Origin of the sequence: Psychromonas sp. SP041 (genome assembly GCF_000470315.2) — a bacterium.
Classification (GTDB): Bacteria; Pseudomonadota; Gammaproteobacteria; order Enterobacterales; family Psychromonadaceae; genus Psychromonas.
The window spans coordinates 1-17,237 of sequence record NZ_CBRF02000050.1 but is presented as its reverse complement, the minus strand read 5'-3'; the positions used below and the strand labels follow the sequence as shown (position 1 = coordinate 17,237).

The window sequence follows — 17,237 nt, the reverse complement described above, 5'->3', positions numbered from 1 at the left end:
AATAAATAATTAACCATTAATGCGTTTGTGTAACTCTTGTACTGAGGTTACTGTCGCTTCTGGTGCTGTTGGGTCAGCAGTATGTGCCTGACACGTTGCAAATGCACCGTTTAGTGTTGTTGTGTAGTCTACTTTGTAACGTAGTGCTGCACGACGTAGCTGACGAGAGTCTTCAATCGCTACGCGCCCTTCTGTTGTGTTTACAATGTAGTTGTATTCACTATTCTTAATGCGGTCAAGAATATGAGGACGACCTTCTTGTACTTTATTAACCAGACGAGCATTGATGCCTGACTCTTGTAGTACGATCATAGTACCGTGTGTCGCATCCAATTCGAAACCTAAATCAAGTAGTTTCTGTGCTAGTTTAGCAACACGCTTTTTATCACTGTTACGGACAGAGATTAATGCGCGGCCAACCGTTGCGACTTCTTTAGTCGAACCTAATTCAGCTTTAGCATAAGCTTCAGCAAAAGTAGCACCGGCACCCATTACTTCACCCGTTGAACGCATTTCAGGGCCTAAGATTGGATCTGAGCCTGGGAATTTGTTGAACGGTAATACCACTTCTTTAACAGAGTAGTATGGTGGAATAACTTCTTCAGTAATGCCTAGTTCTTTCAGCGTTTTGCCTGCCATGACACTTGCACCAATTTTAGCAATTGGCACACTTGTCGCTTTAGAAACGAATGGTACGGTACGTGCTGCACGCGGGTTTACTTCAATCATGTAAACTTCGTTATCTTTAACAGCAAGCTGTGTATTCATTAAACCAACAACACCTAGTTCTAACGCTAATGCTTTGATGTAGCCACGCATTTCGTCTTGAATTTCAGCACTTAGTGTATAAGCAGGTAATGAACATGCAGAGTCACCAGAGTGAACGCCAGCTTGCTCAATGTGCTCCATGATGCCACCGATAACCACATCAGTACCGTCACAGATGGCATCGATATCAACTTCGATTGCATCATCTAGGAAACGGTCAAGAAGTACTGGTGATTCATTTGAAACACTCACTGCTTCTTTAAAGTAACGACGTAAATCAATTTCGTCATATACAATTTCCATCGCACGACCACCTAGTACATACGAAGGACGTACGACTAATGGGTAACCAATACGTGTTGCTGACGTAACCGCTTGCTCAAGCGTTGTTACAGTATCGTTTTCAGGTTGTTTAAGGCCTAGACGCTCAACCACTTGTTGGAAACGTTCACGGTCTTCTGCGCGGTCAATGGCTTCTGGTGAAGTACCGATGATGGGTACGCCAGCGGCTTCAAGTGCACGTGCTAATTTTAGTGGTGTTTGACCACCGTATTGCACGATAACGCCTTTAGGCTTTTCAACACGTACGATTTCAAGCACATCTTCTAATGTAATTGATTCGAAGTATAAACGGTCTGATGTATCGTAATCTGTTGAAACCGTTTCAGGGTTACAGTTAACCATAATCGTTTCGTAACCGTCTGCACGCATTGCTTGCGCTGCATGTACACAACAGTAATCGAATTCAATACCTTGACCGATACGGTTAGGACCACCACCGATAATCATGATTTTTTCGTTATCTGTTGGGTTTGCTTCACACTCTTCGTCGTAAGTTGAGTACATGTAAGCAGTATCAGATGAGAACTCAGCAGCACAGGTATCTACACGTTTGTAAACTGGGTGTAGTGAAAACTTCTCACGTAATTTACGTACTTCAGTTTCAGTAATACCGACGACAGATGCGATACGGCTATCGGCAAAACCTTTACGCTTAAGTCCACGTAAACGCGCTTCATCTAGAGAACGTAAACCGCCTTCTGCTAGTTTTTTCTCTTCTAAGATTAAATCTTCGATTTGAACGAGGAACCAGTTATCGATCATCGTGATGTCATGAATTTCTTCCATCGTCATACCTAGACGGAATGCATCACCGATGTACCAAATACGTTCAGCACCCGCTTCACGTAGTTCGTATAATACTTTTTCTTTTGCGCCTTCATCGTTTAGGTCAACCATTGGGCTGAAACCATCAGCGCCAACTTCTAGACCACGAAGTGCTTTTTGTAATGATTCTTGTTGGTTACGGCCAATCGCCATCACTTCACCAACTGATTTCATTTGTGTTGTTAAACGAGAATTAGAGTTAGCGAATTTTTCAAAGTTAAAACGCGGGATCTTAGTTACAACGTAATCGATCGTTGGTTCAAACGATGCTGGAGTTTTGCCGCCAGTGATATCGTTTTGTAATTCGTCAAGCGTGTAACCGATTGCTAATTTTGCTGCGATTTTAGCAATTGGGAAACCTGTTGCTTTTGATGCTAATGCAGATGAACGTGATACACGTGGGTTCATCTCGATTAAGACCATACGGCCGTCTGCAGGGTTGATACCAAACTGTACGTTTGAACCGCCTGTTTCAACACCAATTTCACGTAGTACTGCTAAAGACGCATTACGCATTAGTTGGTATTCTTTGTCTGTTAGTGTTTGCGCTGGTGCAACGGTAATTGAATCACCGGTATGAATACCCATTGGGTCAAAGTTTTCAATCGCACAGACAATGATACAGTTATCATTTTTGTCGCGAACTACTTCCATTTCATATTCTTTCCAACCAATTAATGATTCATCAATCAATAATTCACTGGTTGGTGAAAGATCTAAACCGTTTGAACAAATATCGTCAAACTCTTCTTTGTTGTACGCGATACCGCCGCCTGTTCCACCCATCGTAAATGATGGACGAATAATACAAGGGAAGCCAACCATGTCTAATACACCGTAAGCTTCTTCCATTGTATGTGCGATACCTGCACGTGGACATTCAAGTCCAATTTTCTTCATTGCTGTATCAAAACGACTACGGTCTTCAGCTTTGTCAATTGCATCTGCTGTTGCGCCAATCATTTCAACATTGTATTTCGCTAAAATACCTTTTGCTTCAAGCTCTAGTGCACAGTTAAGTGCCGTTTGACCACCCATTGTTGGTAATACTGCACACGGGCGCTCTTTAGCGATAATTTTTTCTACTACTTGCCAGTGAATTGGTTCGATGTAAGTGGCATCGGCCATTTCTGGATCAGTCATTATTGTTGCTGGGTTAGAGTTAACAAGTACAACACGGTACCCTTCTTCTCTTAACGCTTTACAAGCTTGTGCGCCTGAGTAATCGAATTCACAAGCTTGACCGATAACAATCGGACCTGCACCAATGATTAGGATAGTTTTTAAGTCATTACGTTTTGGCATCTGAAATTACCTTTTTATATCTGTTCTATCGTTCCAATTAACTAGGCGTTTTTGTACTGTTCAATCAATTCAATGAAGTGATCAAATAAAGGCGCTGCATCATGTGGACCCGGGCTAGCTTCTGGGTGACCTTGGAAACTAAATGCGGCTTTATCAGTACGGTGAATACCTTGTAGTGAACCATCAAACAATGACACATGCGTTGCACGTAAGTTTGCCGGTAATGTAGATTCGTCAGCTGCAAAACCGTGGTTTTGACTGGTGATCATAACAACATCACGATCTAAATCTTTAACAGGATGGTTTGCACCGTGATGACCAAATTTCATCTTCACTGTTTTTGCGCCACTTGCTAGTGCAAGTAACTGGTGACCTAAACAAATACCGAATACTGGAATATCAGTTTTTAGGATTTCTTGGATAGCTTCAATCGCGTAAGTACATGGTTCTGGATCACCAGGGCCATTAGATAGGAAGATACCATCTGGATTCATTGCTAACACTTCAGATGCAGGTGTTTGCGCTGGTACCACTGTTAATTTACAGTCACGGTCAGCTAACATACGTAAAATATTACGTTTAACACCGTAGTCATAAGCAACAACATGGTATTTACAATCTGTTTTTGGTGTAGGTAAACCGCCAGTTAATGTCCAGCTGCCTTCAGACCATTCAAATGATTCTTTTGTTGTTACTTCTTTCGCTAAGTCCATTCCTTTTAAACCAGGGAAGGCTTTAGCTTGTGCAAGTGCAGCAGCTTCATCAATGTTATCACCGGCGACGATACAACCAGATTGCGCACCTTTCTCACGTAAAATACGTGTTAACTTACGTGTATCAATATCAGCTATACCAACAACATTACGTGCTGTTAAGTATTCGCTTAATGATGCTTGACTACGGAAGTTGCTTGCTAGAAGAGGTAAATCGCGGATAACGAGGCCACAAGCATGGATTGACGGAGATTCTTCATCTTCATCGTTTGTTCCAGTGTTGCCAATGTGAGGGTAAGTGAGTGTAATGATTTGTCTTGCGTATGATGGATCAGTCAGAATTTCTTGGTAGCCTGTCATTGAAGTGTTAAAAACAACCTCACCAACAGAGCTTCCGTGAGCGCCGATTGATACGCCTCTAAATACAGTCCCATCTTCCAATACCAGTATGGCAGAATGACTCAAGTTAACCTCCATGAAATAACAAATAAATAAAAATTTATATAATCTGAGTGAGGCCATGCAGAGCATTTTTTCACCAGAAAATAGTAAAATTTGGCAAATTCCGCGTATTTTATAGATCTTAAGGGCAATTGACCAATCAAATTTTTAATTTTATAAAAATAAATGTCTATTTTGGTAATTTATTTATATCTCGAAATATGTTAGCGATTACTGGATAAGATACAGAGATCATATTTCGTTTATTTTACGGTGAAATCAATTAGAAATTAATGACATAAGAGGGAAAAAAGAGTAGCGTGGCGGTAGTAGATTCGGTTACTAATTATTATTAATGAAATTAGTAACCGATTGATTTTTAAGACAGTACTTTAATTAACGTTAAAGTAGCTGGCAAGGTTGGAATGAGAAACACAACCAACAAACCAAGAAAATGACGTAGGCTATATGGGTCTTTAAAGTTTTCTTCTGACACGGTAACTTCCTTAACGTTAATTTTTATAAATTGATCTAGATCAATTACATAATAACGTAAAAGACTTGGAATTCAAACCAAGTAAAACTGGGGTTATTCTTCTTTTTAGCGGCAAAAGGCCTGTTTATGCAACAATTACAATCACTTCAAGCAGCTCCTGTTTGGTCATTCTTTGAAAAAATATGCGCAATTCCTCACCCTTCAAAGCATGAAGAGCAACTTACTCATTGGATTATTAATTGGGCAGCTGAAAAAAAGTTAGCCTGCGTTAAGGATAAAATAGGTAACTTAATACTAACAAAATCAGCTTCCGTTGGTTTTGAAGGTAAAACACCCGTTATATTGCAATGTCACCTTGATATGGTGCCGCAAAAAAACAATGATAAGGTTCATGATTTTTTAACCGATCCCATTACTCCTATTATAGATGGTGAATGGTTACGAGCTGATCATACAACCCTAGGCGCTGATAATGGTATCGGCATGGCATCATGCTTAGCTATTTTAGATGATGACAGTATTGAACATGGCCCATTAGAAGTATTGATCACCACCGATGAAGAAACGGGCATGACAGGCGCATTTGGTTTAGAAGCGAATGCTTTACAAGGCAAGATTTTGATCAACACCGACTCAGAGCAAGAAGGCGAACTCTACGTTGGTTGTGCGGGCGGGGTGAATGTTAATGTTCTACTTCCTTTTGAAAATATGGAATCTGACATTTCCGAAAATGCTTATGAAATTACTATTTCAGGTTTAAAAGGCGGTCACTCTGGCGTTGATATTAACTTAGGCCGTGCGAATGCGGTGAAAGAGTTAGCCTCTGTGTTAACTAACTTAGAAGGCACGCCCTTTTTAATCTCATCATTCTCTGGCGGTAGTTTACGTAATGCAATTCCACGTGAAGCAAAAGCGGTCATTGTATGTGATGAGCAATATTACAACAGCATTAAAACGGTCATCAATACATTACAAGTTAGTCTTAAAGATAAATACAGAGCCAGTGAAAATAACTTTACTGTCAGCATCACACCATGCTCGTTACCCGGTTCAGTATTAACCCACACAAGCCATAACAACCTATTAAGCTCTTTAGATAATTGTGTAAATGGTGTCTTTGCAATGGATGACAACTTCCCTAATGTAGTTGAAACATCAAGTAACTTAGGCGTTATCACTCAACAAAGCGGTTCAATTAATCAGTTTGCTATTCAAGTGTTAGTGCGTTCACAAGTTGATACTGACAAACACGCTCAAGCAGATTTAATTGCAGCTCACTTCAAACAATTTAATGGACGAGTCGCTAAAGAAGGTAACTACCCTGGCTGGACGCCCAATACAGATTCAGCAATATACCAGATCATGGAAACACAATATGAAACGTTATTTGCTAATAAACCTAAAGCGATGGTGATCCACGCGGGATTAGAATGTGGTTTATTCAGTGATAAATATCCGCACTGGGACATGATTTCATTCGGCCCGACTATCAAATTCCCACACAGCCCTGATGAGAAAGTACACATTGCTTCCGTTGATAATTACTGGGCTCTTTTGAAAGCGACTTTAAAAGCAGTTGAATAAGCATGTAAATACCTTCGTGGTTAACCGTTTTTGATTTTAAAAATCTGAATAAACCACGAAGCGCTACGCTACACGAAGAGCACGAAGAAAAATAAGCCCAAACAAATAAGGTTGTTTAGTTTTGACGCTTTTGACCTAACCTCCCTGCCAATTCAATCGACGCAACAATTCAAAAAATGTGTATTGATTGGAGACACAATGCAAGTTAGTCGCGACAGCTATTAAGCAAAGTTTGATATTAGGGGCGCAGGCTTCAGCCTGCCAGTATGCGAACCATCGCATATTGCTATTAGCCATAATGAGCGAAGTGAATAAAAATCGATTCACAACATCAAACACCACAATCAAAACAAGCAGGCTAAAGCCAGCGCCCCTTAAAAATGTTTCGTTTAATTAAAGTGATCACACTAAACAGACTAGAAACAAGGTTCCCAGAGCTCTTCCGCTCGTGACATTAACCTGCCTGCCAATTCAATCAACGCAACAATTCAAATGTGTTAGGTGATTGGAGACACAACGCAAGTTAGTCACGACAGCTATTAAGCAAAGTTTGATATTAGGGGCGCAGGCTTCAGCCTGCCAGTATGCGAACCATCGCATATTGCTATTAGCCATAATGAGCGAAGTGAATAAAAATCGATTCACAACATCAAACACCACAATCAAAACAAGCAGGCTAAAGCCAGCGCCCCTTAAAAATGTTTCGTTTAATTAAAGTGATCACACTAAACAGACTAGAAACAAGGTTCCCAGAGCTCTTCCGCTCGTGACATTAACCTGCCTGCCAATTCAATCAACGCAACAATTCAAATGTGTTAGGTGATTGGAGACACAACGCAAGTTAGTCACGACAGCTATTAAGCAAAGCTTGATATTAGGGGCGCTGGCTTCAGCCTGCCAGTATGCGAGCCATCGCATACTGCTATTAGCTATAATGAGCGAAGTGAATAAAAATCGATTCACAACATCAAACACAACAATCAAAGTCAAAAAAAGCAGGCTAAAGCCAGCGCCCCTTAAAAATGTTTCGTTTAATTAAAGTGATCACACTAAACAGTCTGATAAAAGAGATCGCAAAGCTCTTCCGCTCGTGACACTCACCTCCCTGCCAATTCAATCAACGCAACAATTCAAATGTGTTAGGTGATTGGAGGCACAACACAAGTTAGTCGCGACAGCTATTAAGCAAAGCTTGATATTAGGGGCGCTGGCTTCAGCCTGCCAGTATACGAGCCATTGCATACTACTATTAGCCATAATGAGCGAAGTGAATAAAAATCGATTCACAACATCAAAAACAACAATCAAAGTCAAAGTCAAAGTCAAAACAAGCAGGCTAAAGCCAGCGCCCCTTAAGAATGTTTCGTTTAATTAAAGTGATCACACTGATAAAAGAGATCGCAGAGCTCTTCCGCTCGTGACACTAACCTGCCAGCTAATTCAAAAAATGTGTATTGATTCGAGACACAACACAAGTTAGTCGCGACAGCTATTAAGCAAAGCTTGATATTAGGGGCGCTGGCTTCAGCCTGCCAGTATGCGATCCATCGCATACTGCTATTAGCTATAACGAGCGAAGTGAATAAAAATCGATTCACAACATCAAACATCACAACCAAAACAAGCAGGCTAAAGCCAGCGCCCCCTTAAAAAAATTTTCGTAAGTGATTAATATGATCAATTTTCATAAAAACTTATCTCATCCACTTTTGCTAACCTACACAAACAAAAGCGCCTCTGATAATAGAGGCGCAATTATTTTAACTAGAGATCTAAAAAACAGTGAGCTGATTACCTCAGTTGCATTGCTGTATCTGAGCGATTCAATAAGGTTGCTACACCTTCACCAATTGATAAACCTAAGCTTTTAGTAAAGCTTTCTAGTTTTGATGGTTTAATTGAATAATCAACAATTTCTTCAGCTTGAATAACGTCTCTTGCTACGTAGCCAGGGCTACCTAGACCATCAATCAAACCAAGTGCTAAAGCTTGTTCGCCATTCCAGATTAAGCCTGAGTAAAGATCTTTATTACCTTTATCTAAGCGATCGCCACGGCCTTCTTCTACTACTTTAATAAACTGTTTATGAGTACTGTCCAACACACCTTGCCAGAATAATGCTTCTTCTGTTTTAGCCGGTGAAAACGGGTCTAAGAAAGCTTTATGTTCGCCTGATGTATAATGACGACGCTCAACGCCGACCTTTTCCATTAAACCTACAAAACCAAACCCAGAAGCGGTCACACCAATTGAACCGACTAAACTTGATTTATCTGCATAGATTTCGTCTGCGGCAACGGCCATGTAATAACCACCCGAAGCACCTAACTCTGCAATTACGGCATACAGTTTTTTCTCTGGGTAAATACCACGTAAACGTTTAATTTCATCATTTACGTAACCCGCTTGAACTGGACTACCGCCAGGGCTATTGATAACCATCATCACTGCTTTTGAATGTTCATTCTTAAACGCGGCTCTTAATGAACTGACAATACTGTTAGCATTTGCTTCTTCATCGGCAGCAATGACACCATTCACTACAACCATTGCAGTATGATCTTCTTGAGTTGCAGACTCTTTATCAAGTAACCCCGTATTCATGAATAAGAATAAAGCGACGAATAAGTAGGTAAAAGTTAATAGTTTAAAGACGATTCCCCATCGACGTGTTCTTTTTTGCTCTCTAAACGTTTCTTTCATGAAACCAGATAGCCACTTTTCTTGATTACTTTCAGGCTCTTGCATAGGTATTTCTCAGTTATAAAATAGGCTCACCATTCAACCCGTAATTAATCTTAATATCAAGTATAAATATTAGCTTTGCTGTTGTAATAATATTGGCATCGTTCATACTTTCCTACTTAAACTCAGATCGTCATAATAAAAGCGCACACTGTATTGGGTGTGTCATTAACAGCAATCACTGTAATGGCATGACTAACTCGGTATCGCTTTATTTATATAGGTCTGAGGCTATTTACTTAAGCGTCACAAGGAACACAATTTCATGCTAGTTAAAGCAATTATTTTCGTCTTATTCAGTCTTCTTTCATCTGTCACTTGGGCCGATGTTGAAACGACTGATGAATCAGTAGCAGCGTCAGTTCAAGAACAAACCGCGGCGGCAGTCAGCAATAAGACAAACGACGTTGCAACCGCAAGCTTTGCAGAAAAGCCATTAGTTGAGCGCTATATTCTTGATGAACTAAAAGCGACTCGTCATGATTTGCAAGATTTAGAACGTAGATTAACCATTGAAATTACTGATAGAGAATTAGATGTAGCCGAAAAATCACTAAGTTACGCAGAACAAACCGTTAACTTTTTCTTCTATGTGATTGCAGGTGTTGCATCATTAGTGGCTTTATTTGGTTGGAAATCTCTGCATGAGATTCGTGTTAACACCACTAAGAAAGCAAACTCACAAATTAAAATGATTGCGCAATCTTACGAAGAAAAATTTCAAACATTGGAAAAAGACTTACGTCGTAAAACATTACGTATTGCCGATAACCATATTGAAATTGAAAAAATTAATGAGATTCATAACCTTTGGTTACGTGCTCAAAAAAGCCAAACACCGGAGCAAAAAATGGCCGCTTATGATGCTATTTTGAAAATTCGCCCTGGTGACTTAGAAGCGTTAACCTCAAAAGCGGATGCAGCAATGGAACTGAAAGAATTCCACTGGGCACTCAGTATTTGTAACCGCGTATTAGACATGGACGACACTAACCAAGATGCATTTTACCAACGTGCTTGTGCTTACGCCTGTTTAGGTGTGGAAGATCAAGCAATCAGTGACTTAGAAAAAGCCATTGAAGGCCGTTCGTCATTGAGAGAATTAGCAGCAGATGAAGATGACTTCGAAAACTTACGTGGTAATGATGCGTTCGATGCTCTATTGACCTGTACAGATAGTTAACTTGTACAATAGCTAATTGCTTTGATGGTCAATTAAACATTAAAAACGTATTCAATAAAAGAGAGCCTCTTACCGCTTAGTTCGGTTTAGGCTCTAAGCTTTTTTAAACATAAAGACACTCACTTCAATTACTCTAAATCAATTGCTCGAATGGCTTGTTTTAGAGCATTAACCTCTGCGACTAATACTTCTTGTTTACTCTCTGAGTTTTGCACTGCCAACTGACTTTGAACACCACTTAATTTCTGTACTAACCACCCTCTTACCATCAAATAATAGCGGCTGTCTGTCCCGAATTTATAGATAGTTTGCAATGCATTGTCATCAGTCGGTGAGTTTATGGCTACTTGTAATTATTGAATCATTTCACCTATTGCTTGTTGCTCTATTTTCTTTTGACTAACGACTTCAGTGTCGAATGTATTGTTTATTTCATTAACCGGATTTAAGGTCAATACGATTAATGTGGTGAGACTCAACAAATAGGCAACACTGCCTGCAATAATACTGCCTGTAACTAATTTCATGATTTAGCCTTTTTTAAGCATTGATTTAAATATTTCATTCATCTATTTAAATTTTGAATTTAAGGGAGTTCGACAATCAATCATGGCTTTTTACTTAGTAACCGTTAAAAAAAATTAAAGAAAACATTCGATGCCCTATTTGTTATACTGCGCGCGATTTTTAGCATAGATTTTTACACAGGATAAAAGATGATCATTGATAAAACATGGCGAGTATTAACTGTAGGAGATGGCGATTTATCTTTTTCAGCTTCGCTACTCACTCACCACCAGCCTGCCAATTTAACAGCGACAGTATTAGATACTAGCGAGGTTTTATTAGGCAAATACGCACACAATGATTATCAAACGTTATTACAACAAGATTGTCCTGTTTTGTGTGAATTTGATGTGACTAATCCCAACTCTTGGTCGCAACTAGAGAAGCACAGCTTTGATGTCGTTATCTTTCAATTTCCACTTATTCCTGCTTTTAAGTCACAAGCGGAGTTCCAAGAAAAATGTAAAGAAGTGCATATTAATACGTTAAATCGTCAATTATTACGTTATTTTTTGATTCATTCTTTTAAGCATTTTTTAGACCCTAATGGCGCTCGTTTATGCTATATCACCTCTAAAGATGTGAAGCCTTATAAAGAATGGAATATTGAAAATGCATTACATAGAAATACAGATATTGACTACTTAGGCTGGCATGATTTTGATATTAACGCGTTCCCAGGTTATAAGGTGCGAAATGTTGACCGAGATAAACATGTTAAAGACACTAAAGGCATCACCTATGTGTGGAGTGATAACAAAGAGCATCAGCTCAAAGCACAATTAAGTCAGGCGTTATATCAAGGTGAAGAGTACTGTCAATTATGCGCGACTGGCCCTCATAACAATGAGCAAGATAAGCTCAAGCACCAAGCGACTAGAAAACACCTTAATATGGTGAATTACGAAGCGTTATGGCAGTTGTTATTAGATAAAGAATAAACAAACGACTCATTAATACTAAACCCACAAAAGAGCGAGTCGTTGTAGCTATCAGACAGAGTCTAATTTAAGGGGCGCTGGCTTCAGCCTGCCAGTATGCGAGCCATCGCATACAACGATTGGATTCAATGAGTAAACGAACAACACAATCAAAATAAGTAAGTGGTAGTTATTAGACAGAGTCTAATTTAAGGGGCGCTGGCTTCAGCCTGCCAGTATGCGAGCCATCGCATACAACGATTGGACTCAATGAGTAAAACGAACAACACAATCAAAATAAGTAAGTGGTAGTTATTAGACAGAGTCTAATTTAAGGGGCGCTAGCTTCAGCCGGCCAGTATGCGGCGCATCGCATACAACGATTGGACTCAATGACCAAAGCGAACGAACAGCCATTATTTGATAACTAACAACACAATCAAAAAAGCAGGCTAAAGCCAGCGCCCCTTAGAAGATGTATCGTTTAATTGTGTTAATTTTACTAAGCTTGTAAAAAGGAATCGCAGAGATCTTCCGCTCGTGACACTAGCCTATCGGCACCCCCTCAAAAACATGTTTTTTATTTGACTTTAAAAACTCAATCAACCACGAAGCGCTGCGCTACACGAAGAGCACGAAGGAAAACCAATAAAAACCTTAAATAATGCTTTTGACTTAACCTTCTCTACTCTTCGTGCCTTCGTGGTTAATCAGCTTTTGACTTTAAAAACACAGTCGACCACGAAGCGCTACACGAAGGACACGAAGAAAAACCAACATGATTAAAGTGATTTTTTTAACCTAACCTTATCTACCCTTCGTATCTTCGTGGTTAATCAGCTTTTTATTTTAAAATGTTCACTCAACCAATCTTTGGTAATTAATTATTTTTTAGGGTTTAATTGTTCAAACTTTGCCATCTGCTCAGGTGTTGCTGGTAGTTGATGATTCGCTTTCCATTCACTGTATGGCATACCATAAACGTGCTCACGCGCTTGATCGTGCGTCATTTCAATATCACGTTGTTCCGCTTCAGCTAACATCCATTTAGACAAACAATTACGACAAAATCCTGAGGTATTCATTAGCTCAATATTTTGAACATCTTTACGGCTATCCAAATGCTTTAATAAACGGCGAAATGCAGCAGCTTCTAATTCAACTTGTTGTGCGTTATCTATCATGTTTTATACCCTATTCTGATAATGTAAGTAACTTTACTCAAGTTTAATGTTCAACGTTTTAATATACAATGATTGTCATTCATCTAATTAGTAAGTTATTGTTTTTGCCTATTCGCATTAAGAAACACCCTATTCATCCCTACAAAATAAAAAACCACCATTTAGTGGTAAAACTAAATGATGGTTTTATTAAATAACACCATTAAACCTTTAAACTTCCCTTATAAAGATTAAAGGTACAGTTAAACGCGTTATTTGGTTTTATTCTTTTCTAATTTTTTTTCCCAGAATGTCGCATCTTTAATACCTAGTTTAACCGGATCAAAGTGGTACTCTTCTGGTGTCGATTTACGTTGTAGTTCGTAATCTTTTAACGCTTTAATCGCAGGTTTACCCATGAAGAAGATGATCAGTAAGCCAACAATATTTAACCAAGCCATTAAACCAACACCAACATCACCTAAGCCCCACGCTAAATTAGCGGTTTTAACCGTGCCATAAAAAGCAGCTGAAATCAGCACAACTTTTAAAATGAACGTAAAATCAGGTAATTTTAAAGTACGACGTAAGTAAGCAACATTGGTTTCAGCAATATAGTAGTACGCTAAAATAGTCGTGAAAGAGAAGAAGAACAAAGCCAATGCAATAAATGGTTTGCCAATACCCGGCAATACTTTTTCAACAGCTAACTGCGTAAATGCAGGACCATTTGCCGCCATTTCAGCTGCCACATTTTGCACTAAGAAAGAGTCACCTAATCCATGTACGTTGTAAGCACCGGTAATTAAAATCACAAATGCCGTTGCAGAACAAACTAACAATGTATCAATGTAAACAGAGAATGCTTGTACTAAACCTTGTTGTGCAGGATGCTCAACTTCGGCAGCGGCTGCAGCATGTGGACCAGTACCTTGACCTGCTTCATTAGAGTAAACGCCGCGTTTAACACCCCAGCCAATAGCAGCACCAATACCCGCCATAGGGCTAAAGGCATCACCAACAATCATCATAAACACTGAAGGTAGTTCTGAAATATTTAGAGCGATAATAACAAATACCACTAATACATAAGCAAAGGCCATGAATGGCACAACTACTTGTGTGAAATTTGCGATACGTTTAACACCACCAAAAATGATGAAAGCCAACATCACAACTATCAATAAAGCGGTCATTATTTTTGCTTCACTGATTACCCCCATGCCTGTTTCAATTAACGTTCCAGTGCCAAATGCTAATTCAATACCGTTCCCGATACTGTTAGATTGGATACCCGGCAATAATAAACCACAAGCCGCAATAGTTGCGATAGCAAAGATGACAGCATACCAACGTTGACCCGTGACTTTCTCAAGATAGTAAGCTGGACCACCACGATATTGGCCTTGGTCTACTTCTTTATAAATTTGCGCTAATGTTGATTCAATATAAGCCGTTGCAGCACCTAAAAAGGCAACAACCCACATCCAAAATACAGCACCTGGACCACCAAAACCAATGGCAGCAGCAACACCTGCAATATTACCTGTACCTACACGGCCAGATAATGAAACAGATAAAGCTTGAAATGAAGAGATACCCTGCTTTGAGGTTTTACCCGATAATAATAACGTATACATCTCTTTAAATAGACGTACCTGTACGAACTTAGTTTGAATTGAATAAAATAACCCGGCTGCCAAGCATAAATAAATCAATGCTGGGCTCCATATAATGCCGTTCAAAAAATCAACTACTTCTTGCATAAAACTTTTCCTTAAATTAAATAACCTAATGAGCAATTAGCTTCTCATTCTAGAGAGTCCGACTAGTTGACTAACCTAGCACCGCGACAAAAAAAGTAAATAATTAACCGCTTCAATGACTGATTAAATTTAAAATGAAGGGGTTACTAACTCATTAATGACGTTAAATTAATCAAAAAGTCAACATTTGTTTAAAATTCAGGCAAAAAAAATAGACAAGCTGACTGAATATTCGAAAGTTACTCGGCCTTTTCATTCGTTATGAGGGATACGGTTTATGAGCGTAATGTTTATGAAAATACTGCATATAAAAGTGCTGGGTATAAAAGTACTGTATATAAAAGTGCAGGGTATGAAACTATCTTATGTGGAGAACTATCTTGTAGGGCTAATTAGTGTTCAGATCATTTTAGTGAAAATAAAGAAATGAAGTCATCTTGAAAGAAAATGATCATGCAATATCAATAAACATCAATATTGCATTTTTTATCAAAAAAATTAGATTATCAATCAGATTAAGTTAAGCATTTAATTGAGGCGCTAATAAAAACGGTGTAACTACTTTTTCATTTTAGAGAGTAGATCAGCAAATGGATTATAAGTCGCCGTCGCTACGTTCTCATCTCCCGCTTCAACATGGCTACCGTACAAATCGGCTTGCGTATATTTATCATGTTCATGGTCATGACAATAAATACATAATAATTCCCAATTGCTACCGTCAGAAGGATTATTACTATGGTCGTGATCCATGTGATGTACTGTTAGCTCTTTAAGATTTGAATAAACAAACTCACGAGTACATTTCCCACAAACCCAGGGAAATAACTTTAATGCTTTATCACGATAATCGTGTTCTAAACTTTTATAATTACTTGGAATATAAGCCATCACTACCTCTATGTATCAGTTTCAAGCACATGATATGTTTTCAATCACCATAAGTGAACACATTCAGTTTAAAATAGCGTATTAAAACAATGAAAATGCCATCATACTTTCATTTAAGTAAGCATTAATTTTAAGTTGCTGTAAGCTTGCACTGTAAATAATGTATTAGTAACCGCATTAATAACGACACGAACTAACACGATCTAAATAAGACACATAAACATGCAAACAAATGACCCTTTATACGGCATCAAACTGGCACAAATACTGACTGACCTACAAACTAAACATTCATGGAAAGAGATGGGTGATAAGTTAGGTATTAAATGCTTTTTAAACAATCCAACTCAAAAATCATGTTTGAAATTTTTACGTCAAACACCATGGGCGAGAAGCCGCGTTGAGATTTTATATTTAAAGACTTTTTGCAGTAAACATCCAGAAACAACAAAGCTAATACGTAGCATATTAGCAGCACAGGATAATACGCAAAACGCACCGATTGAAAAAAAGCCTAAAAAAACCTCTGTTATTAAAAGTAATGATGGATTTCAATGGGCGAAAATGAACAACAAATAAAGCTATCAATAAACCAGTTAATCTGTGTTATTATCGCGCGCCTAAAATAAACAACGTCTAAACTAGGAATAGCTCATGACTCAACAAAAAAAGTTCGATTACCAAATCAAACAGGACGCTAATACCTGGAGTGCAGAAATCACCCGTCGTGTTAGTGCTCGTAGAAGCAGTGTTTCAAAAAAACAAGATGGTTTTGCCACTGAAGCGTTAGCCATTGAATGGGCTACAGCTGAATTAGCAGGCTTTTTAGAGAAACAAAAACAAGCAAACGCACGTAAATCAGAACGTCGTACTGAACGTAATGCGCTAGCTGAAAAAGCAGCAGCAACAAAAGAAGCTTCAAATGCAGCATTCTTAGCTAAAAGAGCTGAATCTCGCGCACTAGCGTTAGAAGCAGCAGAAAGTGATGAAGATGATGACTTCGATTACGACGAAGAGTAATACTGATTCCTGTCGTTTCTTTTAATAGAAACGGCAATATAAAAAAGGCTAACCTGTGAAAACGGGTTAGCCTTTTTTGTTGGATAAAATTTAAGAAACCAACACAGTTCTACACGAAAAAATGTTTAGCAATGAATGTCTGCTTCTGGCTTTAGCTTCTTTATCCTTCGTGACTTCGTGGTTAATACGCTTTTGACTTTAAAAAAAGCCGACCACGAAGCGCTGCGCTACACGAAGGACACGAAGAAAACCTTTAAAAGTAAATGCCTGTAATTTTAACCTTAACTTCTCTACCCTTCGTGCCTTCGTGGTTAATCAGCTTTTGATTTTAAAAATATAGCCGACCACAACCTTCAGATACAAAAAAGCCCGTCTAAAAGACTAATGCCGATCGGTTAAGGATCTAAGAAGAAAACTTGAACGATCTTGCAGATAGAACATAATCCCCACTCTTATTTAAGGTTGGGGATTTTTTTTTGTTTAATCAAGAAATGGAATTGGTGTATGA

General features: G+C 38.8%; 13 protein-coding genes. 5 read left to right on the top strand and 8 right to left on the bottom strand.

What is annotated here, in order from left to right:
• Window positions 1-9: 9 nt before the first annotated feature.
• Complete coding sequence (gene carB, locus SP041_RS19085) at window positions 10-3,240, bottom strand: carbamoyl-phosphate synthase large subunit (protein ID WP_025563439.1); 3,231 nt, start codon at window positions 3,238-3,240, stop codon at window positions 10-12.
• 41 nt (window positions 3,241-3,281) lie between these two features.
• Window positions 3,282-4,430: a glutamine-hydrolyzing carbamoyl-phosphate synthase small subunit gene (gene carA / locus SP041_RS19080; RefSeq protein WP_205961224.1), complete on the bottom strand. Its 1,149-nt coding sequence runs from the start codon at window positions 4,428-4,430 to the stop codon at window positions 3,282-3,284.
• A gap of 586 nt (window positions 4,431-5,016) precedes the next feature.
• Here carA and SP041_RS19075 point away from each other — a divergent pair.
• A complete protein-coding gene (locus SP041_RS19075; protein ID WP_025563441.1) occupies window positions 5,017-6,474 on the top strand; it encodes an aminoacyl-histidine dipeptidase in 1,458 nt (485 codons plus the stop codon).
• 1,791 nt (window positions 6,475-8,265) lie between these two features.
• On the opposite strand, the gene SP041_RS19070 is transcribed toward SP041_RS19075, so the two are convergent.
• On the bottom strand, window positions 8,266-9,222 hold the full coding sequence (locus SP041_RS19070) for a S49 family peptidase (RefSeq protein WP_025565893.1): 957 nt from the start codon (window positions 9,220-9,222) through the stop codon (window positions 8,266-8,268).
• Window positions 9,223-9,484: 262 nt separating this feature from the next.
• Here SP041_RS19070 and SP041_RS19065 point away from each other — a divergent pair, with 262 nt between their 5' ends.
• Window positions 9,485-10,402 (top strand): hypothetical protein, encoded by a 918-nt coding sequence (locus SP041_RS19065; RefSeq protein WP_025565894.1) that lies wholly within the window; start codon window positions 9,485-9,487, stop codon window positions 10,400-10,402.
• A gap of 128 nt (window positions 10,403-10,530) precedes the next feature.
• On the opposite strand, the gene SP041_RS19060 is transcribed toward SP041_RS19065, so the two are convergent.
• Together SP041_RS19060 and SP041_RS20940 are read right to left on the bottom strand one after the other, a co-directional pair.
• On the bottom strand, window positions 10,531-10,716 hold the full coding sequence (locus SP041_RS19060) for a hypothetical protein (RefSeq protein ID WP_137297993.1): 186 nt from the start codon (window positions 10,714-10,716) through the stop codon (window positions 10,531-10,533).
• Between the two features lie 39 nt (window positions 10,717-10,755).
• Window positions 10,756-10,929 (bottom strand): hypothetical protein, encoded by a 174-nt coding sequence (locus tag SP041_RS20940; protein ID WP_170968577.1) that lies wholly within the window; start codon window positions 10,927-10,929, stop codon window positions 10,756-10,758.
• Between the two features lie 189 nt (window positions 10,930-11,118).
• Between SP041_RS20940 and SP041_RS19055 the strand changes: the two genes are divergently transcribed.
• Entirely contained in the window at window positions 11,119-11,910 is a 792-nt protein-coding gene (locus tag SP041_RS19055) for a class I SAM-dependent methyltransferase (protein WP_025565895.1), read from the top strand.
• Between the two features lie 863 nt (window positions 11,911-12,773).
• On the opposite strand, the gene SP041_RS19050 is transcribed toward SP041_RS19055, so the two are convergent.
• The 3 genes from SP041_RS19050 to SP041_RS19040 form a co-directional block, all read right to left on the bottom strand.
• Complete coding sequence (locus tag SP041_RS19050; RefSeq protein WP_025564568.1) at window positions 12,774-13,070, bottom strand: DUF1244 domain-containing protein; 297 nt, start codon at window positions 13,068-13,070, stop codon at window positions 12,774-12,776.
• 254 nt (window positions 13,071-13,324) lie between these two features.
• Window positions 13,325-14,818, bottom strand: coding sequence for an alanine/glycine:cation symporter family protein (locus tag SP041_RS19045; RefSeq protein ID WP_025564567.1), 1,494 nt, complete (start codon window positions 14,816-14,818; stop codon window positions 13,325-13,327).
• Window positions 14,819-15,376: 558 nt separating this feature from the next.
• Window positions 15,377-15,709, bottom strand: coding sequence for a YajD family HNH nuclease (locus tag SP041_RS19040; protein ID WP_025564566.1), 333 nt, complete (start codon window positions 15,707-15,709; stop codon window positions 15,377-15,379).
• A gap of 222 nt (window positions 15,710-15,931) precedes the next feature.
• On the opposite strand from SP041_RS19040, the gene SP041_RS19035 reads away from it, so the two are divergent.
• Both SP041_RS19035 and SP041_RS19030 read left to right on the top strand, forming a co-directional pair.
• Window positions 15,932-16,288: a VF530 family protein gene (locus tag SP041_RS19035; RefSeq protein WP_051368535.1), complete on the top strand. Its 357-nt coding sequence runs from the start codon at window positions 15,932-15,934 to the stop codon at window positions 16,286-16,288.
• A gap of 75 nt (window positions 16,289-16,363) precedes the next feature.
• A complete protein-coding gene (locus SP041_RS19030; protein ID WP_025564564.1) occupies window positions 16,364-16,729 on the top strand; it encodes a DUF3622 domain-containing protein in 366 nt (121 codons plus the stop codon).
• Window positions 16,730-17,237 lie beyond the last annotated feature (508 nt).

Excerpts from the sequence above, each read along its gene's own strand:
- carB (WP_025563439.1), bottom strand. The coding sequence starts at position 3,240 with ATGCCAAAACGTAATGACTTAAAAACTATCCTAATCATTGGTGCAGGT.
- SP041_RS19045 (WP_025564567.1), bottom strand. The coding sequence starts at position 14,818 with ATGCAAGAAGTAGTTGATTTTTTGAACGGCATTATATGGAGCCCAGCA.
- SP041_RS19065 (WP_025565894.1), top strand. The coding sequence starts at position 9,485 with ATGCTAGTTAAAGCAATTATTTTCGTCTTATTCAGTCTTCTTTCATCT.
- SP041_RS19070 (WP_025565893.1), bottom strand. The coding sequence starts at position 9,222 with ATGCAAGAGCCTGAAAGTAATCAAGAAAAGTGGCTATCTGGTTTCATG.
- SP041_RS19040 (WP_025564566.1), bottom strand. The coding sequence starts at position 15,709 with ATGGCTTATATTCCAAGTAATTATAAAAGTTTAGAACACGATTATCGT.
- SP041_RS19035 (WP_051368535.1), top strand. The coding sequence starts at position 15,932 with ATGCAAACAAATGACCCTTTATACGGCATCAAACTGGCACAAATACTG.
- SP041_RS19030 (WP_025564564.1), top strand. The coding sequence starts at position 16,364 with ATGACTCAACAAAAAAAGTTCGATTACCAAATCAAACAGGACGCTAAT.
- SP041_RS20940 (WP_170968577.1), bottom strand. The coding sequence starts at position 10,929 with ATGAAATTAGTTACAGGCAGTATTATTGCAGGCAGTGTTGCCTATTTG.
- SP041_RS19055 (WP_025565895.1), top strand. The coding sequence starts at position 11,119 with ATGATCATTGATAAAACATGGCGAGTATTAACTGTAGGAGATGGCGAT.
- SP041_RS19075 (WP_025563441.1), top strand. The coding sequence starts at position 5,017 with ATGCAACAATTACAATCACTTCAAGCAGCTCCTGTTTGGTCATTCTTT.
- carA (WP_205961224.1), bottom strand. The coding sequence starts at position 4,430 with ATGGAGGTTAACTTGAGTCATTCTGCCATACTGGTATTGGAAGATGGG.